This is a genomic window from Arthrobacter sp. N199823 (assembly GCF_002929705.1).
In the GTDB taxonomy this organism is placed as follows: Bacteria; Actinomycetota; Actinomycetes; order Actinomycetales; family Micrococcaceae; genus Specibacter.
This window is the reverse complement of sequence record NZ_PJIN01000002.1, coordinates 346,400-368,854: the sequence shown is the minus strand read 5'-3', so window position 1 is coordinate 368,854 and position 22,455 is coordinate 346,400. Positions and strand designations below refer to the sequence as shown.

General features: G+C 61.5%; 23 protein-coding genes. 4 read left to right on the top strand and 19 right to left on the bottom strand.

Annotation, left to right across the window (positions count from 1 at the left end):
* Positions 1-35: 35 nt before the first annotated feature.
* Positions 36-776, bottom strand: coding sequence for an NUDIX domain-containing protein (locus tag CXQ93_RS05555; RefSeq protein ID WP_104109745.1), 741 nt, complete (start codon positions 774-776; stop codon positions 36-38).
* A 605-nt stretch (positions 777-1,381) separates the two neighbouring features.
* Here CXQ93_RS05555 and CXQ93_RS05550 point away from each other — a divergent pair.
* Together CXQ93_RS05550 and CXQ93_RS05545 are read left to right on the top strand one after the other, a co-directional pair.
* Positions 1,382-2,779, top strand: a complete 1,398-nt coding sequence (locus CXQ93_RS05550) for an amino acid permease (RefSeq protein WP_104109469.1) — start codon at positions 1,382-1,384, stop codon at positions 2,777-2,779.
* Positions 2,780-2,908: 129 nt separating this feature from the next.
* Positions 2,909-3,739 carry an alpha/beta fold hydrolase gene (locus CXQ93_RS05545; RefSeq protein ID WP_104109468.1) on the top strand — a complete coding sequence of 277 codons (831 nt, stop codon included), beginning with the start codon at positions 2,909-2,911 and terminating at the stop codon, positions 3,737-3,739.
* 12 nt (positions 3,740-3,751) lie between these two features.
* Here the strand turns inward: CXQ93_RS05545 and CXQ93_RS05540 are convergent, their stop codons facing one another.
* The 7 genes from CXQ93_RS05540 to CXQ93_RS05515 all read right to left on the bottom strand — a co-directional run bounded on the left by CXQ93_RS05540 (position 3,752) and on the right by CXQ93_RS05515 (position 11,662).
* Positions 3,752-4,981 carry an MFS transporter gene (locus tag CXQ93_RS05540; protein WP_258068623.1) on the bottom strand — a complete coding sequence of 410 codons (1,230 nt, stop codon included), beginning with the start codon at positions 4,979-4,981 and terminating at the stop codon, positions 3,752-3,754.
* Positions 4,982-5,140: 159 nt separating this feature from the next.
* Positions 5,141-8,302 (bottom strand): AAA family ATPase, encoded by a 3,162-nt coding sequence (locus tag CXQ93_RS05535; RefSeq protein WP_104109467.1) that lies wholly within the window; start codon positions 8,300-8,302, stop codon positions 5,141-5,143.
* Positions 8,299-9,489: an exonuclease SbcCD subunit D gene (locus tag CXQ93_RS05530; RefSeq protein WP_104109466.1), complete on the bottom strand. Its 1,191-nt coding sequence runs from the start codon at positions 9,487-9,489 to the stop codon at positions 8,299-8,301. The genes CXQ93_RS05535 and CXQ93_RS05530 overlap by 4 nt, the downstream gene beginning before the upstream one ends.
* A gap of 157 nt (positions 9,490-9,646) precedes the next feature.
* Positions 9,647-9,781: a hypothetical protein gene (locus CXQ93_RS21055; RefSeq protein WP_256939348.1), complete on the bottom strand. Its 135-nt coding sequence runs from the start codon at positions 9,779-9,781 to the stop codon at positions 9,647-9,649.
* A gap of 114 nt (positions 9,782-9,895) precedes the next feature.
* Entirely contained in the window at positions 9,896-10,849 is a 954-nt protein-coding gene (locus CXQ93_RS05525; RefSeq protein ID WP_104109465.1) for an aquaporin, read from the bottom strand.
* 59 nt (positions 10,850-10,908) lie between these two features.
* Complete coding sequence (locus tag CXQ93_RS05520) at positions 10,909-11,304, bottom strand: DUF202 domain-containing protein (protein WP_104109464.1); 396 nt, start codon at positions 11,302-11,304, stop codon at positions 10,909-10,911.
* Between the two features lies 1 nt (position 11,305).
* The gene (locus CXQ93_RS05515) at positions 11,306-11,662 is read right to left on the bottom strand and encodes a YidH family protein (protein WP_104109463.1); all 357 of its coding nucleotides are present in this window, start codon (positions 11,660-11,662) and stop codon (positions 11,306-11,308) included.
* 204 nt (positions 11,663-11,866) lie between these two features.
* Here CXQ93_RS05515 and CXQ93_RS05510 point away from each other — a divergent pair, with 204 nt between their 5' ends.
* Positions 11,867-12,967, top strand: a complete 1,101-nt coding sequence (locus CXQ93_RS05510; protein WP_104109462.1) for an ADP-ribosylglycohydrolase family protein — start codon at positions 11,867-11,869, stop codon at positions 12,965-12,967.
* A 62-nt stretch (positions 12,968-13,029) separates the two neighbouring features.
* Here the strand turns inward: CXQ93_RS05510 and CXQ93_RS05505 are convergent, their stop codons facing one another.
* The 6 genes from CXQ93_RS05505 to CXQ93_RS05480 form a co-directional block, all read right to left on the bottom strand.
* On the bottom strand, positions 13,030-13,602 hold the full coding sequence (locus CXQ93_RS05505; protein ID WP_104109461.1) for a DUF4395 domain-containing protein: 573 nt from the start codon (positions 13,600-13,602) through the stop codon (positions 13,030-13,032).
* 76 nt (positions 13,603-13,678) lie between these two features.
* Positions 13,679-14,086, bottom strand: coding sequence for an MmcQ/YjbR family DNA-binding protein (locus CXQ93_RS05500; RefSeq protein WP_104109460.1), 408 nt, complete (start codon positions 14,084-14,086; stop codon positions 13,679-13,681).
* Between the two features lie 34 nt (positions 14,087-14,120).
* Positions 14,121-15,119 (bottom strand): exonuclease domain-containing protein, encoded by a 999-nt coding sequence (locus CXQ93_RS05495; RefSeq protein WP_104109459.1) that lies wholly within the window; start codon positions 15,117-15,119, stop codon positions 14,121-14,123.
* A 157-nt stretch (positions 15,120-15,276) separates the two neighbouring features.
* Entirely contained in the window at positions 15,277-16,014 is a 738-nt protein-coding gene (locus CXQ93_RS05490; protein WP_258068621.1) for a hypothetical protein, read from the bottom strand.
* Positions 16,011-16,964, bottom strand: a complete 954-nt coding sequence (locus tag CXQ93_RS05485) for an ABC transporter ATP-binding protein (protein WP_104109458.1) — start codon at positions 16,962-16,964, stop codon at positions 16,011-16,013. The genes CXQ93_RS05490 and CXQ93_RS05485 overlap by 4 nt, the downstream gene beginning before the upstream one ends.
* A complete protein-coding gene (locus CXQ93_RS05480) occupies positions 16,961-17,362 on the bottom strand; it encodes a GntR family transcriptional regulator (RefSeq protein ID WP_258068619.1) in 402 nt (133 codons plus the stop codon). The genes CXQ93_RS05485 and CXQ93_RS05480 overlap by 4 nt, the downstream gene beginning before the upstream one ends.
* A gap of 168 nt (positions 17,363-17,530) precedes the next feature.
* Here CXQ93_RS05480 and CXQ93_RS05475 point away from each other — a divergent pair, with 168 nt between their 5' ends.
* Entirely contained in the window at positions 17,531-18,235 is a 705-nt protein-coding gene (locus CXQ93_RS05475; RefSeq protein WP_104109457.1) for a DedA family protein, read from the top strand.
* Positions 18,236-18,388: 153 nt separating this feature from the next.
* On the opposite strand, the gene rdgB is transcribed toward CXQ93_RS05475, so the two are convergent.
* From rdgB to murI, 5 genes are all read right to left on the bottom strand, one after another.
* A complete protein-coding gene (gene rdgB, locus CXQ93_RS05470; RefSeq protein ID WP_104109456.1) occupies positions 18,389-19,009 on the bottom strand; it encodes an RdgB/HAM1 family non-canonical purine NTP pyrophosphatase in 621 nt (206 codons plus the stop codon).
* Positions 19,009-19,749 carry a ribonuclease PH gene (gene rph, locus CXQ93_RS05465; protein ID WP_104109455.1) on the bottom strand — a complete coding sequence of 247 codons (741 nt, stop codon included), beginning with the start codon at positions 19,747-19,749 and terminating at the stop codon, positions 19,009-19,011. The genes rdgB and rph overlap by 1 nt, the downstream gene beginning before the upstream one ends.
* 230 nt (positions 19,750-19,979) lie before the next feature.
* Positions 19,980-20,522, bottom strand: coding sequence for a hypothetical protein (locus CXQ93_RS05460; RefSeq protein ID WP_146073168.1), 543 nt, complete (start codon positions 20,520-20,522; stop codon positions 19,980-19,982).
* A 68-nt stretch (positions 20,523-20,590) separates the two neighbouring features.
* A complete protein-coding gene (locus tag CXQ93_RS05455) occupies positions 20,591-21,388 on the bottom strand; it encodes an MBL fold metallo-hydrolase (RefSeq protein ID WP_104109453.1) in 798 nt (265 codons plus the stop codon).
* Positions 21,385-22,422: a glutamate racemase gene (murI, locus tag CXQ93_RS05450; protein ID WP_104109452.1), complete on the bottom strand. Its 1,038-nt coding sequence runs from the start codon at positions 22,420-22,422 to the stop codon at positions 21,385-21,387. Before murI ends, CXQ93_RS05455 begins: the two co-directional genes overlap by 4 nt.
* Positions 22,423-22,455: the final 33 nt, after the last annotated feature.

The following is a 22,455-nucleotide window of genomic DNA, read 5'->3' as shown; positions in this document are numbered from 1 at the left end:
AAAAGAGAGGGGGAGGCAATTGTGAGTGGGGGCGGTTACAGACGGGACGGGGGATGTTGCGCAGGCCCGGTGCCACTGGTGACGCTGTCGATTCCGGTATAGCGGTACAGGCGCGGCGGACGGTGTTTGCCACCTTGCAGAAACTGATCGGTGGGCTCAATGTAGGCCGTTTGCTTGAGCTGGCGGCGGAAGTTGGCCGGGTCAACAGTGCGGTCCAGAACGGCTTCATAGACTTCGCGCACCTGCGCCAGAGTGAATTTTTCACCGAGTAAATGGTAGGCAATGGTGCCGTATTCCATCTTGTTCCGCAGCCGCCAGAGGGCGTAATCGACAATCTCATTGTGATCAAACGCCAGCTCCCCCAGCCTGTCGGCTCGGAACCACTTCACGTTCTCGGACTCCTGTGCCAGCTCCGCCTGCGTTGATTGCACCAGCGCCCAATACACAATCGAGACCACCCGCTGGCTCGGTGAGCGGTGCAGACCGCCAAAGGCGTACAGCTGTTCAAGGTAGTTGGGCGCCAGACCCGTGGTGTCTTGTAGATTGCGGGCCGCGGCATCTTGCAGGGAATCGGCCTGCGTCAGGGGCCCACCGGGGAGCGCCCACAAGTCCTTGAACGGTTCACGAATGCGTCGAACCAGGGGCAGCCACAGTGTGGGGCGGCCGCTTTCAGCACTGGGCCGAAGGGCGAAGATGACGGTGGAAATGGCTAGGGCAGGTGGCTGCGCCAGGCGTTCGCTGACGTTTGCAGCTGCCACGAATTGGGTTCGTTCCATGCCCAGCACCCCGCTTTCTTGTTACGAAGCTCAGTTAGAGTCATTTTGACTACAACTGATTCTACGACGCCACAGAGCCTTGAAACAAATCCGGCTGCTCGGATTATGCCGCTGACGTTGACATCCAGTGGCCTGGCCTGGTCTTTGCGTCCAGAATCCGGGCAGACGGACCGAACCTGGCCTGTGCAGCCTCAGTCCCGATTCCAAACTGCAGATAAAGGGGGTGATCCGGCCCGTGACCCCCTTTATCTGCAGTTTGGATTCGTCACGGCGCGCCACACCCCCCTTATCTGCTGTTTCAATTCCGGCGGAACCCTCCGGGGGTAGTTATCGCTTTGGGATGCCGGCCCACGGGCATCCGAAAGCGATAACTACCCCCGAATTAGGAGAGAGCACCGCCGCGGAACCGATTCGGCACATAAGTCGGTGTCTGGCCCGACATAGCAGAGCCCAGGACGGAGCACAGAGCACAGAGCACAGAGCACAGAGCGATTGGACGCCGACTTTGGCTCTGTAACCACTTGATGGATAATTCTTGACAGGAATCATATTTCCCCCATTAAGGCCACACGTGGCCGGTTCCACTAACGAAGGCCATCCCTTTCATGACCCAACAATTTGCCCCTACAGAGGCTGCGCCCGCCAAACCTGGCTTAGGCACCTCACTCAAGCAGCGTCAGCTGACCATGATGGGGCTGGGATCCGCCATTGGCGCAGGACTCTTCCTGGGCTCGGGCGAGGGCATCATGAAGGCCGGACCTGCGGTACTGATCTCCTATCTGGTTGCCGGGACCTTGATCATCCTGGTCATGTGGGCGCTGGGTGAGATGGCTGCAGCCAACCCCAATTCCGGCGCATTCTCGGTGTACGCCGAGAAGGCCATGGGCAAGGTTGCCGGGTCCACCGTTGGCTGGCTTTGGTGGCTGCAACTCGTCGTGGTGATCGCGGCCGAGGCCTTAGGTGCCGCCCACCTCCTCGTCACCGTCTGGCCGGTAATTCCGGCCTGGGCGCTGACGTTGATCTTCATGGTGCTCTTCACTGCGGTGAATCTGACAAGCGTAAAAAACTATGGCGAATTTGAGTTCTGGTTCTCATTGCTCAAGGTCGCAGCCATTGTGCTGTTCCTAGCATTTGGCGCGGCGCTGCTTCTGGGCTTGATCCCCGGCACCACATCTCCTGGCTTGGGGAATCTGTTCAATAATGGCGGCTTCGCGCCCACCGGCATGGCCGGCATTGCCTCGGCCCTATTTATTGTGGCGTTTGCCTTTGGCGGCACTGAGATCGTGGCTGTCGCTGCCGCCGAAACCGCCAACCCCTCCCGCAGCGTCACCGTCGCCGTCCGGACCGTGGTTTGGCGGATCTTGGTGTTTTACGTGGGCTCCATTTTCATCATCGCCGCCGTGCTGCCGTGGACCAGCGATGCGCTGAGTTCGCCGTTCGCAGGTGTCCTGAACTACGCCGGGCTGCCGTGGGCCGGCACCGCCATCACGCTGGTCGCCGTCGCAGCCTTGCTCTCAGCCCTGAACGCCAACCTGTATGGCGCCTCGCGCATGATCTACTCACTAGCCGAACGCCGCGAGGCTCCCCGGCTGTTCAACGGCACCAACAAACGCTCGGTGCCGGTCGCAGCTGTCACCATTTCCGTGGCATTCGGCTTTATCACCGTTGTGTGGGAACTGTTCTACCCCGATACCGTCCTGGTGGTTCTGCTGAACCTGGTGGGTTCCACTTGCCTGGTGGTCTGGGGCATGGCCCTGTTGTCCCAGTTCATCCTGCGTCGCCGAGCCGACAAGGACGGCACAGCCCTGCCGATGCGCATGCGCGGCTTCCCCTTCCTCACCCTGGCCGGACTGGTACTGCTGCTCGCCATCTTCGTCGTGGGCTTCAGCGATCCCGTCAGCCGCAGCCAACTGATCAGCACTTTCAGTTTGATCGCCGTGATTGCCCTCCTGAACTGGCTCGTTCCCTTGCTCCGGAAGCGGCGCCAGGCAGCGGGCCAGTAGCCCTGCATCGGTGATGGACCATCGGTAACACTCCCGCGGTCCGGCCGTGCCCGTGCAACAGTCATCAGTGGTTTTCGCTATGGTTGAGCTACGACGGCGGCACTGCCCGCCGCGGGAAAGGTTCGCCCCATGTCTTCCCCAGGTAAGCACGCCGCTCCGGTGTCTCCCCACAGCATTGAAGGCGCTCAAGCCGGACTCCATGTGGTGGTTTTCGACGCCGCGGATCCTGTTCCCCTGCCTCCGGTCTTTCTGATTCACGGCTTCGCTTCGTCCGTTGAACTGAACTGGGTCAAGACTGGCTGGGTCAAGGCCTTGAATCAGGCCGGACGCAGGGTCATCAGCGTTGACCTGCCCGGACACGGACACAGCGCCGCACCCTATGATCTTGACTCCTACACGCCAGGCAAGATCAGGGCCGACCTACTGCAGATACTCATTGATACAGGCATTCACCCCCTGCGCGCGGGCGATCCCGCCAGCGGAGTCGATTTGATCGGCTACTCCCTGGGAGCACGCCTAGCGTGGGAGTTTGGTGCCACCCAACACGAACTCGTGCGGAAAATGGTTCTCGGAGGACCCAACCCAGAGGATCCGCTGGCAGATTTTGATCTCGGCGCCGCGCAGGACTTCCTCAACGATGGAACACTCATTGCCGACGAGTCAACCGCCTGGTTATTGAATATGGCTCAGCTGATCCCGTCCAATGACATCTTTGCTTTGCTGGCGCTGATTCAAGCCGTAAAAATGGAACCTTTCGACCCCACGGATGCTGTTCCGCGCATGCCCATTCTGTTGGTCGCTGGCAGCCTCGATGAGAGGGCTCGGACCATGAACCGGCTTGCCGAGCTAAGCCCCGACGCGCAGCAAGTGGTCATTGAAGGACGAACCCACAACAACACTGTGACCTCGCGCGAGTTCAAGGATGCGGCGCTCAGCTTCCTGAATGGGCCCACCCTTTAGCGGGTTAGCAAGCTAGCTGGCCGTACGGCCCCCCAGCACCAGTGCAGAAACCAGGCCAAGGAGAAACAAGGAACTCGCTGCGGCAAGCGGGACAACGAACGCCGCAGAATACCCCACACTTTGAGCCAGGGAACCTGACACTGCCGAGCCCAAAGCTGTTCCGGCGACAATACCGCTGGACAGAGCTGTCATGACGGTGCCCATCCACTGCTGCGGGGCTACCTTGCTGCCCACGCTGAAGATCGAGACCATCACGGGCCCCACAAAGAGTCCTACCAGCAGCAGTACCCACGCCATTTGTCCCAAAGAGGTGGGTAGCAAGAAGGCTGCCGAACCCGCAGCCATTAATCCGGCGGACAGTACCCAGCGCCACACATAGCTAAATTTCTCCGGCCAATAGGCCACAGACAACGCGGTCACGGCGGAACTAGAGCCCATGATGGCGTACATCAGGCCAGCCTGGTCCACCGAGCCGTGAACTCCCGTAAAGGCCGTCAACGCTGTCTGGGCCGAACCAAAAAAGGTACCCATAAAGAGCATTCCCAGCACAGGAACCGCCACCAGGAGCCACCTGGGCTTCTCCTTGGTCACGTAGCCGGCATTGCCCACGGTGCTGCTGGCCGCCATGCGGGGTCCCACCGCTTCCACCGTGGGGTGGAGAGCAAAAAGACTCACCAGAACGGCTGTCATCACTGCGGCCAAAACCAACGGAAGCCACGGAGCCAGCAGCGATGCCAGTAAGCCCACCAGAGCAGGCCCCAGCACAAACGTCACTTCATCGGCGGTGCCTTCAAGCGACAGCGCGGTGTCCACGGCCGGGCCCCGCTCCTTCGCGGGAAGCTTCTTACTCAATGCCATCCACCGTACGCGGGAGAGCGGGCCAACCTGTGGTGAGGTGCTTCCGGCTAGAAGTGCTGCGAACAAGACCACCAGCGTGGCGCCGTCGGCCAACCGGGCCCCGTCGCTCGGCAGCAGCGCATAGGCCAGCAGAACCACAGCTCCCACCAGGAGTGTGTTGACAATGGCGGCCACCAACAACACGCGTTTCTGTCCAAGCCTGTCAGCCAAATAGCCCACAAACGGAGCACCGACGGCTGCTCCTAACCCAATGGCCCCCGCGGCGAAACCACCAATGGCGTAAGAATTACTTACTTGGGTGACCATGGTCAAGACACCAATGGTCAGCATGGCCAACGGTACTCGGGCAAAGAGGCCCAACGGAATGTAACTGGTGCCAGCCAAGCGGGGCAGAACGGAATACCGTCCACCCTTGGGCTCAGGGGCGGACGGGTTTTCTAGTGACGAGGTAATGGCAAACTGCTTTCACGAAATCTTGTGTCCTGGCCTGTGCCGGTTCCAGCCACCAGTTTGATCAGGCAAGGACCCAGCAAGTCTACCTGTTCAGGAAACCCCCGTCCCGGCCTGCGCCCCCGCCATTTTCAGCTCTACAGTCGAACCGTTGCGCCCCTTGTGAACATGCAAATGCAAGGGGATACGTTGCTTCATCTCGGCAACATGGCTGACCAGCCCCACCATGCGTCCGCCGTCGCGTAGCCCCTCCAAGGCGTCCATGACCTGCTCGAGGGTTTGCTCATCGAGGCTGCCAAAGCCTTCATCGACAAACAAGGTTTCAATGTCCAGGCCGCCTGATTCCTGCTGCACCACATCGGAGAGCCCCAGCGCCAGCGACAGCGACGCCATGAACGATTCCCCTCCGGACAGCGTGGCCGTATCCCGACTGATTCCAGTCCACTCGTCCACCACTTCAAGGCCCAGCCCAGATTTCTGGTTGCCTTTCTTCGCGTCGCTGTGGCGCAGGGTGTACCGGGCATCGCTCATGGTGGCCAGACGCAGCGATGCTGCCAGCGCCACTTGTTCCAGCCGCGCCGCGAGCACATAGCTGCTGAGCGTCATCTTGTATTTGTTGTCCCCTCCCCCGCGCACAGCCTCGGCCAGCCCTGCCAGCAACTGGGCCTGATCCCGCAAGGGGCCCACTTTTTCTTCCAAGGCAATGAAGCCGGCTTCGCTCTCTTGCAACTGCGCAGCAGCGTTGCGTGCCATCCCCGAATCCAAGGCACCGGCTTCCGCCACGACCTTGGCCGCGGCAGCCTCCTGCGCCAGTTGCGCCACCGAGTCCTGGTCCGGAGCCTCGACGCCCGCTTGCGCTTCCTCCATGGCCAACTCCACGTCAGGGTCAGCCAGTCTGGCAGTGTTCACGGCTACGGCTTGGGCATGGTCCTTGATCTGCCGGTCTACGGCGGCCGCTTCGGCAGGAGCCAACAGGGCCTCCCTCACCTGAGTCGCATCGGCAAAATCAGAATCAGCCAAGGCCACCTCTAGTGAGTCGGCAGCCTCCTGAGCCGCGGCTGTCGCCGTCACCTGCTGGCGTAAGGCCACGAGCAGAGCGTCCCCAGGTTCCTGCGCCCGGGACAGCGCCTGCCGTCGTTCGCTCAAAGAACTGTATCCGGCACGAACCACTGTGAGGTGCTCGGCCAGAGCAGCAATTTCCCGGGTCAAGGCGTCCTGCCCCGCATTCAACGACGCGGCATCTTCAGCTGCCGCGGTAACGGCCGCTTGCGCCAGCTCAACGCTGCTGTGCAGTGCCGTTGATTCGGCATCCAACGCTGCTAGCTCTGCCACCGCTGCCGTGGCATCGCGGAGTTCGCGCTCTTTAAGGACGACGGCGGCACGCGCCTGTTCAAGACCGCTGGCACCTCCGCGCTCGGCCAAGACTCCGAGGGTGTTTCGCGCCTCGGACAGCCTGGTACGCGCTGCAGAAACGTCCGCCTCAGCCGTGTCTGAGACTTTCTTGGCTGCCTTCTCCGCCTTGACTAAGTCGGCACCGGTTCCGGCCAGCGGCGAAGGATCTGGGTGGACGGTGCTGCCGCAGACTTGGCAAGGCTCCCCGTCCACCAGGATTTCCGCCAGCTGGCCGGCAGCCTGATTGAGGCGCTGGTTAAGCGCTTCCAGCCAGTCCTCTTTGGCAGCGACGGCGTGCTCGCGTGCACCGGTCTCGGCCAGGACCAGCCGTTCCACCACGGTGCTGTGGTGGCGATATTCCTCGATGGTGGTGACTAACTGGGCAGCATCCTTGGCATTTTGCGCACTCTGTTCCACATTGTGGCTACCAGCACGCAACTCGTCCTGACGAGTCTGGACGTCCACAATCCGATTTTTCGCGACCGTCACAGCCGAGCCCTGCAGCTGCTGTTGTGTGTGCGCCGTCGCCAGCGCCACCTCATCGTGAACCAGCTGTTCACTCTTTTGCTGGTGCTTCGTCTCATCCGGCAGTACCGCATCAACGGTGGCAAGTTGCTTGGTCAGCTCACGGTCCAGACTTTCCAAATCGGCAGCGGTAGCACTGGCTGCATCTTTGCCAAGGATTGCACCGGCTAGCTCATTAGCGTCGAAGCCGGCTGCCGCAGCATCAGTCCGGGACTGCGCCCGCTCAAGCTCCAGTGCGGTCTTGGCTGCAGATCCCACAACGGCGGACAGCACCTGGGCCTGGTGGTGGCGGTCCTGCCGCTCTCGCCACGTGGCCTCTTGGCTGCTCAGATCCTTCAGCCGGCTTTGTTCGGCAAGCGCTGCCGCCAGCGCCATATGCCGACTCCGCCGACTTTGCGCGGCATTGACCCGCTGCACCAGCGCTTCCGCTTGCTCCCTGGTTTGTTCGGCGTAAGCTCCGGTGCGGGCCACGGCCTGCGCCAGCTGTTGTTTCAGGACGGCAAACAGTTCCAGTCCGTGTAGCTCGCTCATGGGCGGTTCTGCAACGGCGCCGTCCTCTGAGCTCCCTGCACTATCCCGGTCTGTGCTTTCTAGTTCTGTACTATCCAGTTCTGCACTTTTCAGCGTGGCTGCACTCATGGCATGTGCAGCCTCGTGTGCCAGAACCTGCGCGCTTTGGCTCCGCGCAACCCGCTCGGCGGTTTCCAAGGCGCCGAGACCTGCTGTTACGGCGCCCTGTGCCACCCTGGAGTCAGCAGCAAGGCGAACTTCAACGTCCTGGTAAATGTCTGTGCCAAAGAGCCGCTGCAACAGCGTTTGACGTTCGGCGGCCGTGGCGCGCAGGAACGCAGCAAAATCACCCTGGGCCAGCAGAACTACCTTGGTGAACTGGGCCATGTTCATGCCAAGGAGCTGATGGATCTCGCTGGCTGCCTCGTCGTTACGCGTTGATTTCACTTCCCAGCCCGCGTCAGTCTTTTCCCGCAGCTGGGTGCTTGCCTGTTCGCGAGTAGTGCCGGTTCCACGCTTTACGGGCCGCATCCATTCGGGGCTGCGTTGAACTTCAAGCCGGCGCCCACCGGCAGTAAATTCGCACACCACTTCAGGGGCCACACCATCTGCGGCATGGTGGCTGCGCAGTTGGCCCGTACTGCCGGCCCGGGACCCTGGAACTTGCCCGTAAAGTGCATAGGCGATGGCATCAAGAATGCTGGTTTTTCCGGCTCCAGTGGATCCATTGAGCAGGAACAGCCCCTGGGCACCCAAGACATCAAAATCAATGATTTCCCGGCCGGCAAAGGGACCAAAAGCCTGGATTTCCAAACGATGGATTCTCATCGTGCCGCCTCCTCTTCCCGTACGGCTGCCAAGGCTGCGCGCAAGAGCTGTTGTTCGTCGTCGTTCGCGGCGCGGTGACGCACATGGTCCAGGAATCCACAGCACAATTCCAGCTCATCCGTGGCCGCAGCAATACGGGAACCGTAACTCTGTTTGTCCGCGTCGCGGGTAATTTCAGGGTCAAACATGAGCACCAAAGTGTGTGGGAAGCGGCTGCGTAGCCGCTCCATGGCCAGCTCCGGGCGGTCATTGTCAGTCAAGGTGATTTGGCAGTAGTTGGCCTCATCCGGGGCCCACTTTTCCTCGGCCAGCAGATCCTCGAGCTTGCCTTTGAGAATACTCAGGGCCCGCTCGGGAGCCCAGTTAACCTTGGTGACCTCGCCCAGTCCTGACTCGGTGATCTCCAGCAGCCAGGCGCCCTTGTGGTGAGCGGCCTCGGAGAAGGAGTACGGCAGGGGCGATCCGGAGTAGCGAACGGACTCACTCAGCCGCTGCGGACCGTGCAGATGGCCCAACGCGGTGTAACTGAAAGGGTCAAAGAGGTCCAACGGAACGGCACCCACACCACCTATGGACAGTTCACGTTCGCTGGCCGAGGTGATACCGCCGCTGGCAAAGGTGTGGGCGAGCACAACGGACGGAGTTCCGGGAGGACGGGTGGCGAGGTCCGCGCCAATGAGCTTCACGGCCGCCTCGGTGACGCTGAAATGGGTGCCGTGCTCCACACCCAATTCTTCTGCGACCAGTCTGGGCTCAAGATAGGGGATGCCGTAAATGGCAAGTATGGGCCCGCCGTCTACACCGCTGTCTGCACCGCCAGCCTGCCGGCCGAGAGGGAGCAAGATGGGCGTAGCCAGATCCGCAATGCGGGTGCGCAAGTGAACGCCGGCGCTCTCCAGTAAGCGTCCACCAAAGCCGAGCCGCGTGGCGGAATCGTGATTGCCACTCGTGACAATCACCTGCACGCCGGCAGCATTGAGGCGGGCCAGGATGTCATCGAAGAGGTTCACCACGTCAACGCTGGGGAGCGCACGGTCATACACATCACCGGCCACCAGGACTACGTCAATGCTTTCCTCCGTGACGGTGTCTAGGAGCTGGTCGGCAAAGCGCCGTTGCGCCGCCAGGGTTCCAACGCCATGGAAGGAGCGTCCCAAATGCCAATCTGAGGTGTGCAGAAGCTTCATGCTTCCAAGGTATCGGAGGGTACAGACATTCAATGACCACTGTCGCTTGGGGACCACACGGAAGTGAGGTGCAGGGAAGCTACTGCAGCCAATCGTGGCGGGGTTTGCGACAGGATAAGCACCGACAAGCTGAGTACCAGCCCGCTAAGCACCAGATTTAGCGGTTACTGCCGCGGCGTGGTCTTTCACCGATGAGCGATTCGACGCCGGCCACATTGGCCAGTTTGCTCCCGTACACAACAGCCATCACCAGCAGCGCGCAGGCCAGCAGAAGCAAGGAAAAGTTCAGCATGCTGCATCCCTAACCCCAAACAACAATGACCGGCGGCTCGGGAGGATTGCACCCCGCTTGCCGCCGGTCATTGCCGGTATCAAAGTCCTAAAACCGGTCTGGGACCGGCGTGGACTACTTCTTGGGTGCGTCGAAGAACGCCTGGGCGTCGTCGATCCCCTTGTCCTTGGCCAGCGTGGTGGCAGCAGGATTAACAGGGGCATCGGTGGCAGCAGCAACGGGAGCGTCGGTGGCGGCAGGGGCCACGTTGCCGTTCGTTGCCGGTACTGTTGCCGATACTGTCTCAGCCACGGTTTCTGGCTCTGAATCAGGCTCTGTCTCAGACACGGTCAACGACTGGGACGGTGCAAAGGCCCGGTAAATGACAGCTGCCAGAGTTGCGCCAAACAGCGGCGCAAGCCAGAACAGCCACAACTGTCCGGCGGCCCACGACTCAGCAAGGAAGATTACCGAGGTGGCGCGGGCCGGGTTCAGGGATCCGTTGCTCAGCGGCATCGTGATGGCCACGGCCACGGCAAAGGCCAGACCAATAGCTATGGGGCCCATGGTGGTCTTGTTGCGGGCCGAGGTTGCACCGAGGAGCATGGCCGTCAGGACGCCGACCGCGATTAGCTCCACGATCAGGACACCAATCATGGGCACCTGTGAGGGTGAATGGGCGTCGAAGCCATTGGCTAGGGCGCCGAAAAGCTGCGGCGTCTCAGGGGTGGCGCCGGCGGGCATGACCTTCATCATGGCCAACCAGACCACCGAGGCCACGACGGCGCTTACCGTCTGAGCCACCATGTAGAACACCGCTGTGGAGAATTTCAGGCGCCCAGCAACGGCCATGCCGAAGGAAAAGGCCGGGTTGAAGTAACCGTTGGAGACGTGGCCAAAGGAAATAATGGCAGCCACCATCGCCAAGCCATAGGCGAAGCCAATGGTTGCCCCGGAACCGGCCGGGCTGAACAGTGCCGTGCCGAGGCCAGCGAACACAATGAAAAAGCTGCCGAGCCCTTCAATGGCGATGCGCGTGCTGAGCGGGTAAGCCTGCACCGGGGCCGTGGCCGATCCGGATAAAGTCATGAGGTTAAAATCCTTCGCATTGGTGAGAAAAAATGTGGGGCTGCTGTCAGGGAAGCGGGTTACATCCCGAGCACCAACGCGCACACAGTGGCTGCAGCCAGAGCCACTATAGCGGCCGAAGCTGTACGTAATATAAGAGTCGGAACACCCAGGTGATCCTCGGACTCGAGCGCAGCAACACCGGCATGGAGCAACCGGATCCGGACCACCGCACACACCACCAAGGTGATGGTGGTCAGGCAGGCGATGGCGGCGCAAATACCCAAGCCCACCATGTGGGCACTGTCGCCGGCGGCCAGAGCCCCACCAGCCCCTCCCCCGTTCAGCGAATGGAACCAGCCGCGCCAAATGAGAATACTGGCCACGACGGCGCTCATGATGGTGCGGCGCCAGGACAACGCCGTGCGCTCGGGTTGCAGTCCGGGGTCCCTGACAGGTGCCGGCGAGGGAGCCATGTTAGCGCTTGACCATGATCAGCACGGCAAAAATGATGCCTGCGAGCGAGACAATGACTGTCATACCCAGCATGAGCCACGAGTGTGGCAGTTCTTCATCGTTGCGCATCGCCTGTTCCTGGTGCGCCCAACGCCGGTAGCTGACGATGGCCAGCACGGCGCCAATGACCGCCAACACCATGCACAGGATGATCCGAATCACAGGAGGGGCAATTTCAGGGGCCAGCTGGTCGATGGCTACGGCGCCGGCCAAGAGTGCCAGTGCGGTCCGCACCCAGGCCAGGAACGTGCGCTCATTGGCCAATGAAAAGCGGTAATCGGGCGTTTTTCCGGTCCGTCGCCAGGCGGGCTCGCGCATGGTTCTCCTCGTGCAGGGCTTCTCCCGAGCTGGTGCGGGGTAGCCAAGTTGTGATGGGTGCAGAATCTGCTCCGTCTAAGAGTCTACTGGGCACCCATCGGGCCACCTCGCACTCAGCAGTGCCGCCGCCAGCACTCATACGTTGGGCACCCGCCGGCAACCCGAAAGAACCGCAGAGTCTGCCGGAAACGGTAAATTGGATGCATGACAACTCCCGAACACACCCCTGTCCCCGCCGACTTTGCCAGCCGCGTTCAGGGCACACTCATGGGCGGCGCATTGGGCGACGCCTTCGGCTACCTCGTAGAGTTCGATTCCCTGGCCGATATCCAGGCAAAGTTCGGCCCCTCGTTGCTGGTGGATTTGTCCCAGGCAAGCGGGACGCCGCACTTTTCCGATGACACCCAAATGACCCTCTACACGCTCGACGGCCTCCTCGATGTTCTGGAGTGGGCCAACAATGGCGTTGGCGCCGACATCAATGCCTGCCAGTGGCTCGCTTACCTGCGCTGGCTAAAAACGCAAGACATTGAAACGGCCGAGCACGCCCCCGAGCAGGCCCCTCGCTGGATTGATTCCCAGAGCGTCCTCCACCATCAGCGCCACCCAGGCAACGCCTGTGTCACGGGCCTGGCCACCGGCGAAATGGGCACCCTGTTCCGGCCTGTCAACCCCGAGTCCAAGGGCTGCGGCACCGTCATGCGCTCGGCCCCCTATGGCCTATTGCCCAATGTTGACGCGGAGACCATCTACAAAATCAGCTCCGACGCCGCCTCCCTAACCCACGGCCACCCGTCCGCGCGCCAGTCGTCCGGCGCCTTCAGCTGGCTCATCCACCAGATCGTCATTGCTGGGCTCCCGTTGCGTGCCGCCGCCGAATCCGCCCGCGATCGGGCCGCTGGCGAGCCTTCAGCCGATCCGGAATTGCTGGCTCGGCTCGAGTCAGCGCTCATACTTTCGAAACCCCCGATTTCCACGCACGACGGCGCACCCCTGTCCGGCGATTCTCTCTCCGATGCGCTGGGGTTGGGTTGGGTTGCGGAAGAAGCCTTGGCCGTTGCCGTGTATTCGGTGTTGGTCACCGAGCAGGCCGCGGGCTCACCTGTGGATCATTTCTTGGCTGCCATTCGGCTCGCCACCAACCACAGCGGAGACAGCGACTCCACTGCGTCCATTGCCGGGAACATCCTTGGTGCGGTCTACGGAGAAGCCGCACTCCCGCCGTCGTGGTTGACGCTGTGCGAGGCACCCGCGGTGATCCGCCGTTTGGGTGCAGAGTTCATCACGCTAACCACCGGGGCCTAGCCGCTAGCGGAACAGGAGGCCGGAATCGACGAACCGGCTAGCGGGCTAAAAGGGCCTAGCTCTCAACGGCTCCGGAAGTTGACGTTGGCGCACTCGTCGCAGATCCCGGCTGGAATGAGTCCTCGGCGCACCAGCACGCCGAAAAGGATGCAGCCCAGGCACAGGCCAATGAATGATTCCAGCGACGCTGCCACCAACAGCAGGGCCATCAGAGCCCATCCGGCCAGCGGAACGTTCACCAGCAGCAGGATAAAGGCAGTGACGGACATGACGACCCCGATGCCTTGAGCAAATCGTTTAGGTGGGCCCGGCACTAATTTGGGCTGGCCCAAGCGAGGCGCCAGGACCTTCACTGACAGCAGTGCTGCCGGGGAGATTCGCGGTCCAAAGGCAAGGCGGAGGATGAACCCCGCGGCGATGATTCCAACCAACCATTCCCACTGAGTCAGGATTGCCACCAGCGCCATCACCACCACAAGGCCCGCTGTGCAGCGCGCAGCGTATTCGTTGACGGGGTTTGGAAAAGCGAAGATGCGCTTGAGCAGACCGGCCTCGGCCGGCGGCACGGATTCCTGCACAGTGAATTCGGGCTGGATGAATTCAGTGGCTGCGGGAATGTCTGCGAGTTGACTCATAGCTCAGAATAGAACTGCACACCGAGTCTTTCCTACGATTGTTGCGCCGCATGACGAACTGACGCTGCGCCATCAGTCAAAGGCGCCGGTCCGCCGGGGAACCGTCCCGGTCCAGCAGTGCCAAACACCGGGCAGGGGCAATCCGCCGGTAGGAGCTATCGAGTAATTCGGCGATTTCTTGCCAGTCAGGGCGCTCGACGCTCAGGTCCAGCCCCACCCAGCCGTACGGCCCAATGTAGGAGGGGACGTAGAAGCGCTTGTCCGCCAAAAGTGCCGCGCGTTCATCAGCCTCGGGCAGAACCTGGACCGAGGCCTCCCGTGGCTGGTCCTTCTGTCCTTGGCCAAAGTAGGCAAAGATCTTTCCACAGCGGAACGTGGGCCGGCCAAAGGTTTCTTTTTCCACGGCTTCCGGGAAAGCAAGGCAGAGACAGCGCAGGCGTTTCAGGAGCGGTTCGGCGTCGTCATACATCCGAAGGTGGGCCATGGCAGATAGCGTAGTCCTCCGCAGTCCGGCGAGGCTAGCCCACCATCTGCATGAACTCGCCCTCGGAGAGCACCTCGATGCCCTGTCCCCGGCGTTGCAGGTCGAGCACGCGCTTGGCCTTGGACGTCAGCCGCCCGTTACTCAAGTCAGCGGCGGCGAAGCCACTGCCCACCACCAGAACAGTAGTTTTCAGTGTCACATTGCTGGCGCACTGGGCGCCGTGGGCGGCGGCCATGGTTTTCGCCTGGGGCCGGCCCAGGCTGAGATCGCCCGTAAACACAACAGTTTGGCCAAAAAGCGGATGCGCCACATCGGCATGGGCATTCGGCTCCGGGTTGGGGCCTTCCGTGGACCAGCTGGAGCGGCCACCGCGGGCCGTGCCATTGGCGAGTCCGTCCTTCATTTCAGCGATGCGTTCTAGGGCGGAGCGGGTGGCCTTGGACACCTCATCCGTGGCGGGGTCGTAGGCCTCGGCATGCGGCATGGCCAACCTCATCGACTCAAACACACCGCGCACCGAGTCAACACCGTGTTTGCCAGCAATGTCCACCATGATCCCAGCACAGGCCCGGGCATCCTCAATGGCGTCGTGGTGGTTGCGGAGCGGAACACCGGCAGCCTCGGCAACAAAAGGCAGCGAGTACGACGGCAGTGAATAGTTCTTGCGCGAGAGCACCACGGTGCAGGCGTAGTCAAACGCCGGAGCGGCCAGGCCCGAGACCTCGGAGGCTGAGCGGATCACGCCAAGATCGAAGGCCGCGTTGTGCGCCACGAGCGCGTCCTCGCCAATGAAGGCGCTGACCTCGCCAAAGACGTCGGCAAAACGCGGGGCGCCGGCGACGTCGTCGGGGGTGATGCCATGAATGGTGATGTTGCGCGAGTCAAAGTGGTCGTGCCCCTCGGGCGGGCGCATGAGCCAATAACCCTCCTCGACAATCACCCCGCCGCGGACCCTTGTGAGACCAACGGAGCAGGGCGATCCCCGAAATCCGTTGGCAGTTTCAAAATCAATTGCTGTAAAGTCCAAAGCCACACTTCAAGGCTACCCCCGGGCGCCCACAGGAAACGCACTCCGAGCCGTTTCTCACATGGCCTTCCGCCCGCGTTCCCCCAAGGAAAAGCTGAGGCACGACGCCGGACGGTTGGGTCCGGCGTCGTGCCCTAGCTTTAGTTTGGGGTGCGGGACAGCGCTACGGTGTTGCCCGGCGCAAGGTCAGGTACGCGGCGACGCCCAGCACGAGCACCAGGACAAAGGCCAAGGCACCGAGCGTTAGCGGGGTCAGTGCGACAATCCAGGTGCCAACCGCCGGCCACCAATCCTGCAGGGTAATGAGGGCAACGGCACCCACCAGCAGCACGGCCGCCGAGAGCGTCATGACAAGCACTCCGGTGGTCTGCCAACGCTTGTAGACAGTGGCCGCCCAGAAGCCCAGCAGGAACAAGAACATCATGAGGACAAAGTAGAAGAACCATTGGATGAACCAGGACTTCTCGGCAACCCATTCAATGGCGAACATCTGGCCCTGCAAACCCCAGCCGTTCGTGGCCTTCTCAATGATGCCAAGGACCACATAGAGCGCGGAGACGGCGGCTGCAAGCACCGTGAACAGTCCCACCGTGCCGAGGAAGAAGTTGCGCCGGCTCACGCTTAGCCCCTGGGAGAACGGGAAGCTCAACGTCAGCGACTGGATGCCCAGACCGAAGAAATACCACATGACAGCCTGGCCGGCACCGGAGTATTTCACCTCCACAGAATCCGGAATCAGCGCCCAAATGACTGCACTGAACAGGAACGCGCCCGCGATGATGACAGCCGGGATACCCAGGAACGTCCATTTATTGATGAGTTGCATCCTGGCAACCCCCATGGCGCGGTGTCCGGCGTTGCGGTTCAGTGTGGGGTACGTGGCATTCACTATGGCACTCATCGTCTTGCTCCCGTCCGGGTTGGTGTGCCGGCGGTCTTGACCGGCGCCGCTCCTGTGGACGCGCGCTCAAGGGGAGCTCCGGCGTCGAGCGTCTTTCTAATGACAAATTGTTGCAGCGAAACCGGGCTCACTTCCAGCCCGAGCTCCTGCGCCTCTCGGCGTTCGGCTGGACTCAGTGTTCCCTCGATGGTTAGCGAAACCAGTGCGCCGACGTTCTCGCGGTGCACGATGGTCCGCCCGGCGGCAAAGGACTCGGCACGGGCACCGGTTCCCGCCACATTGATCGCCGAACCTCGGATGTTCTCCGCGTCGTCGTCGATCAGGATGCGGCCCTTGTCAATGATGATGACGTGCTCAAGCAGATTGGCCACCTCATCGATTAAGTGCGAGGACAGCACGATGGTGCGAGGGAACTGCGCATAATCGGTGAGTAACCTGTCATAGAACAGCTGGCGGGCCACCGCGTCAAGTCCCAGATACGGCTCGTCAAAGAACGTCAGCTCGGCGCGGGAGGCCAAGCCGATGATGACCCCGACAGCAGAAAGCTGGCCGCGCGAGAGCTTCTTGATGCGCCGCTTCATGGGCAGCTGGAATTCCTCCGCAAGAGTCAACGCCATGGCTTCGTCCCAGTTCTTGTAGAACAGGGCGGCCGCCTTGAACGCGTGCACCGGTTTGAAGTCATCCGGGTACTTTTGGGATTCTCGGATGAAGCAGATCCGGCTGAGCACCTTCTCGTTTTCGTAAGGGTGTTCACCGAAGACCTGAACATCGCCCGAGCTGGCAAAGCCCTGCGCTGTCAGGATGGACATGAGGGTTGTTTTGCCGGCGCCATTACGGCCCAGCAATCCGTAGATTTTATCCTGCTCCAAGGAGAGGTTGACGCCGTCGAGCGCCGTCACGTCCCGGTACCTCCGGGAGAGGTTCTGCACTTGAACGATGGGAATGCTCATAGCGCGCCTTCTTTCTCGGTAACTATTGCGTGGTCCACGTCCGTGGCCGATTCGCGGGCCATCATGGCCAGCAGTTGCTCAGCATCGATGCCCAGTTTTCGGGCCTCCCGGGCTAGCGGGCGGACGAATTGTTCGTAAAAATCCTCCCGGCGCCGCCCAACGAGGATGGCCCGGGAACCGGTGGCAACAAACATGCCAATTCCCCGTTTCTTGTAAAGGATTCCGTCATCTACCAGCCGGTTCACGCCCTTGGCCGCGGTGGCCGGATTGATCCTGTGAAAGGCTGCAAATTCATTCGTGGAGGGAACCTGCGCCTCTTCGGACAGGACGCCGTCCACAATGTCGTTTTCGATCATCTGGGCGATCTGCATAAAGATCGGCCTGCTGTCATCGATCACCAACAACCACCTCCCCGAATGCGGGCAGTCGCGCCAACTTCATTGGTTCGTTACTCATGTAACTAACTATATAACCATCCGGGTAAAAGTCAACACCCCAATATCCTCCTCAGGGTGGAGGAAGCTGTCAGGGAAGTACCGTAATCTTGGAGTGTGATACTTACTGCATTGAGTGACTCCGCCCTGCCCGCTCTCGTGGGCCATGGGGCCGTTCCTGCTTTGGGACTGCTACCCGACTGGCTCGATCCGATGAACCTCCTAAACCACCCTGCTCTGGGTTTTTGGGTGGTCATCATTGCCTGCGGCATCATCTTCGCCGAGACAGGGCTGCTGGTGGGGTTCTTCCTGCCTGGTGATTCGCTGTTGTTCACCGCAGGATTGCTGGTCAGCACCGGTGCCATGCCCGTGAACATCTGGGTGCTCATGGGCTTGCTCATCGTTTCAGGCTTTATCGGCAACCAGCTGGGTTACTTCATCGGCTACAAGGCCGGCCCTGCCATCTTCAACAAGCCTGAGTCAAAGCTCTTCAAGAAACAGCACGTTGACAGCGCCCACGCCTTCTTTGAACGGCACGGCGGCAAGGCCCTGATCCTGGCGCGTTTTGTTCCTATTGTGCGCACCTTTGTCCCCGTTATCGTGGGCGTCGCCAAGATGGACATGCGCAAGTTCGTACTCTTCAACGCCATTGGCGCCGTAGCGTGGGCCGGCGGCGTGACCTACCTCGGCTATGTTCTGGGAAACAACGTGCCGTGGGTTCAGCACAATCTGGACATCATCTTCCTGGCCATCGTTGCCGTGTCCATCATCCCGATCGGCATTGAGTTCCTGAAGGCCATGAGCAAGCACCGTAAAAAGAAGGCCTCAGAGGCCTAAGACGCCCCTGCCGGCTTCTCCTTTGAAGTCCGCTTGCGCCGAATCTCAGAGCCCTAGTTCGCCGAGAGGGGAGTAGTTGGCAATGTTCGACTCGAACATTGCCAACTACTCCCCTTTCGGCGTTGCGGGAGAGGTGCAAAGACTAGTGGGAGCTTAGGAAAGCGCCTTGACGATGTGTGGCAGCAGCGCCCGGAAGGCGTTGCCCCGGTGGCTGATGGCGTTTTTCTCCGTGCTGCTCAGCTCGGCGCATGAAACATCCATGCCCACAGGTTGCAGGATCGGGTCATAGCCGAAGCCGCCCTCACCCCGGGGCTCAGGAAGCAAGGTTCCCTCAAGGGCCCCCTCCTCCACCACGTCCACGGTTCCGTCCGGGCTGGCCAGGGCCGCTGCGCAAATAAAACGTGCGCCGCGATGTTCCGGCGCAATGTCCGAGAGCTGGGCCAGCAACAGATTCAGGTTCGCGGTGTCGTCCCCGTGAGCGCCAGCCCAGCGGGCCGAGAAGATGCCGGGCGATCCGCCCAGCACGTCTACGGCCAATCCTGAATCATCGGCAATAGCCAGAGCGCCGCTGAACTGGGCCACAGCGTGAGCCTTCAGCCGCGCATTCTCCGCAAAGGTGACACCTGTTTCGGCGACATCCGGGGCGTCGATCGCTCCGGCGTCGACCACGTCAGTGTCCACATCCAGACCAGGAATCTGGCCACGAAGCAACTCGCGCAGCTCCCGCAATTTGCCCTGGTTGTGGGTGGCGAGGACCAGTTTGGGCGTGCTCACTAGTTGCCGAGAGTCTCGCGCTGGATCTGGGCCAGCTGCGTGGTGCCGATCAGAGCCAGGTCCAGGAGCTGGTTGAGTTCGTCGCGATCGAACGGTGCGCCTTCAGCGGTGCCCTGGACTTCAACGAACTTGCCGGAGCCGGTGACAACAACGTTCATGTCCGTCTCGGCGCGCACGTCTTCAACGTAGGGCAGATCCAGCATGGGGACGCCGTCGATGATGCCCACGGAGATGGCGGAGACCGTGTCGATCAACGGCTGGGCGTTTTTGGCGATCAGCTTGTTTTCCTTGGCGAACGCAATGGCGTCGGCGAGGGCCACGTAGGCGCCGGTGATGGCCGCGGTGCGAGTGCCGCCGTCGGCCTGGAGCACGTCACAGTCTAGGACGATCGTATTCTCGCCCAGAGCCTTGGTGTCGATGATGGAGCGCAGTGAACGGCCGATCAGACGGGAGATCTCGTGGGTGCGGCCGCCGATCTTGCCCTTGACGGATTCGCGGGAGTTACGGGTGTTGGTGGCGCGGGGAAGCATGGCGTATTCGGCCGTGACCCAGCCGGTACCTTCGCCCTTGAGCCAGCGAGGGACGCCGGGGGTCAGGGAGGCGGTGCAGAGCACGCGGGTGTTGCCGAATTCGATCAGGGCCGAGCCCTCGGCCTGCTTGGACCAGCCGCGGGTGATGGTGATGTCGCGGAGCTGGTCGTTGGTGCGCCCGTCGGCGCGAAGTGTTTCAGAGGAAGTCATGAGGACAAGCCTACCGGGCGAGGGGCCACGGCCGAGCGAAGCGAGGTTGGGGAGCCCGGTAGGCGCTACCGGGCGAGGGGCCCGACGCGAGCTTGCGAGCGTTGGGAGCCCGGGAGGCGCTACCGGGCGAGGGGCCACGGCGTGGGCCCACGGCCGCGAGGGACCCAGCGCGAGCTTGCGAGCGTTGGGAGCGGCTGGGGAGCTTGCGAGCGTTGGGAGCCCGGGAGGCGCTACCGGGCGAGGCGTGCGTTCTTTCTGCGAGCCAGCTTGTGGGTCCTCTTGTCCTTGAAGAACACGGCGGCTGGACCCATGAAGCACAGGACCATGGCGCCAACTCCGAGGACGATCTGCAGGAGCGTGGCCATGCCCCCGGGAGTGTTCACGCCCATGTAGCGGGAGAATGAAATCAATGCCAGTCCGGTGCCGGCAAGGCGCGCCCACCCCATGCCTTTCTTCAGGAACAGGCCAATCAGCACATACAGGATGACTGCTGCCACGGCCACGACAGTGATGGTTCCCACGGTTGCCACAGACATCATTTCCAGCATCTCGGCATTAACGTCCGTGACGTTTTGGGCCGCCAGTTGCTTGATGGCATCCTGACGGTAGGCGTCGGAGCTGGCATGGAGAACACCAAAAACAGCCGCGATGATCTGCGCAACAGCAGCGCCCATGAGCAGCCAGAAAATGGTGTTCATGACGGGCGGCACAACAGGTGCCTGCCCGGCCATGCCGTTGTTAGATATCCGGTTATCGCGTGGCATCTTATTCATGAATGGCAATCTTGATCGGTGACAAAGAGGACCGCTCCTCAGAAAGCGGGTGCGACAAAGCGGGAGCGCTAGATAGTGTAGTGCACACCGGCAACGGCTGCGGCCACGCCGCCCGAAAAGACTCCGCGGGCCTCTTCAACCACGGTGTTGCTGTCAGTCCACACAGGGATGTGGGTTAATAGCAGCCGCTTCACGTTGGCCCGTGCTGCGGCTTCCCCTGCGCGTTTTCCGGTGAGGTGGACGTCCTTGATGTTGTCGTCCCGGCCTTCAATGAATGCCGCTTCACACAAGAAGAAGTCGGCGTCTTGCGCTGCATCTTCTAGGCCCTGGCAACTGTCGGTGTCGCCCGAGTACGTCAGGACGGCGGTGCGGTCCATGCCGGTTCCGTCGTATTCGGTGACCTCCACCCGCAGCGCATAGGCCTCGGGAGTGGGATGGTTCACTGAATAGGGAGTGACCTTAAACGGGCCCACAGTGACTGGTTCGCGCTCGGCCCAGTTGATGAAGTCAAATTCTTCGCGCATGCCCGGATCCAGGTCCAGCCCATAAGCGGTGGCGAGCCGATCAGCCGTTTCTGCCGGCCCCCAGACTTGAATGCGGCCGCGGTTCCAGCCCTCCGGGTTCCAGCGGACAGCCACATGCAGACCGCAGAGGTCCATGCAGTGGTCGGGGTGCAGGTGGCTGAGGAAAATTGCGTCAATATCCTCAAGATCCATGTACTTTTGCGCCGCACCCAAAGCGCCGCTGCCCAAGTCAATGAGCACTCGCCAGGGCCGAACGCCGTCGTGCGCTGTGAGTAGATAGCAGGACGCGGGCGACGCCGGGCCGGGAAAGGACCCGCTGCATCCAACAATCGTTAACTTCATGTTCGCTCCCCCGCAACATTTCCCGGAACAGCCAGTCTGCCCATGGATTCCGCCAAAACAAAATTGGAGTGTTGTGTGACTGCCACGCCTGCGGAATTTTGCCGGGCCGCGGCAATCATGTCGGGAGTAATCCGTGCCAGTGCGCCCGTGGGGTAATGCGCTGACACGTGGCTGACCTGCTCAACGCCACGCACCTCCGGGCCCAGGAAGCGCCGGGCCAGGATGCCGAAGCTGCTCGCGTCGCCCGTGGAGAGGAATTGGTGGGTAGGTGCCGCCGCTGAAACACGTTCCAGATCGTGGTTCACCAGGGCCTTGTAGACATCCTTGGCGGTTTCTTCGGCGCTGGAAACCAGTGTCACAGAATCGCCCATGACAAACGAAATGACACCCGTCAGCAGCGGATAGTGGGTACAGCCGAGCACCAAGGTGTCCACGCCAGCGTCTTTCAGTGGCGCCAAATACCTTTGTGCCGTGGTCAGCAACTCCGGGCCTGCGGTGATGCCCGATTCCACGAACCGCACAAAATCGGGACAGGCAACGGAGGTGATGGTCAGATCCGGGGCTGCAGCAAAGGTGTCGTTATAGGCGCGCGAGCCCACCGTAGCCACGGTGCCAATGACGCCAACGTTTCCGGTCCGGGTAGCAGCAACGGCGCGGCGTACTGCCGGCTGGATGACCTCGATCACGGGAATTCCATAGCGGGCCGTGTAGCGTTCCCGCGCATCCCGCAGCACGGCCGCTGACGCCGAGTTGCACGCTATGACCAGAAGTTTGACGCCTGAGTCAACCAATTCATCCATGACCCCAAGCGCATTGGCCCGGACCTCGGCGATCGGCAACGGCCCATATGGTCCCTTGGCCGTGTCGCCCACATACAGGATGGACTCGTTGGGGAGCTGATCAATCACCGCACGGGCCACAGTCAATCCCCCAACCCCAGAATCGAAAATTCCAATGGGCCGATCCGCCACGACGCTAGCCTGGGCGCTCGTGCCGGATGTGTTCTGGGGATTGGCTGATTGTGTGCTCATCATCGATTCAACAATAGTTCGTTTGCAGCCCCGAGC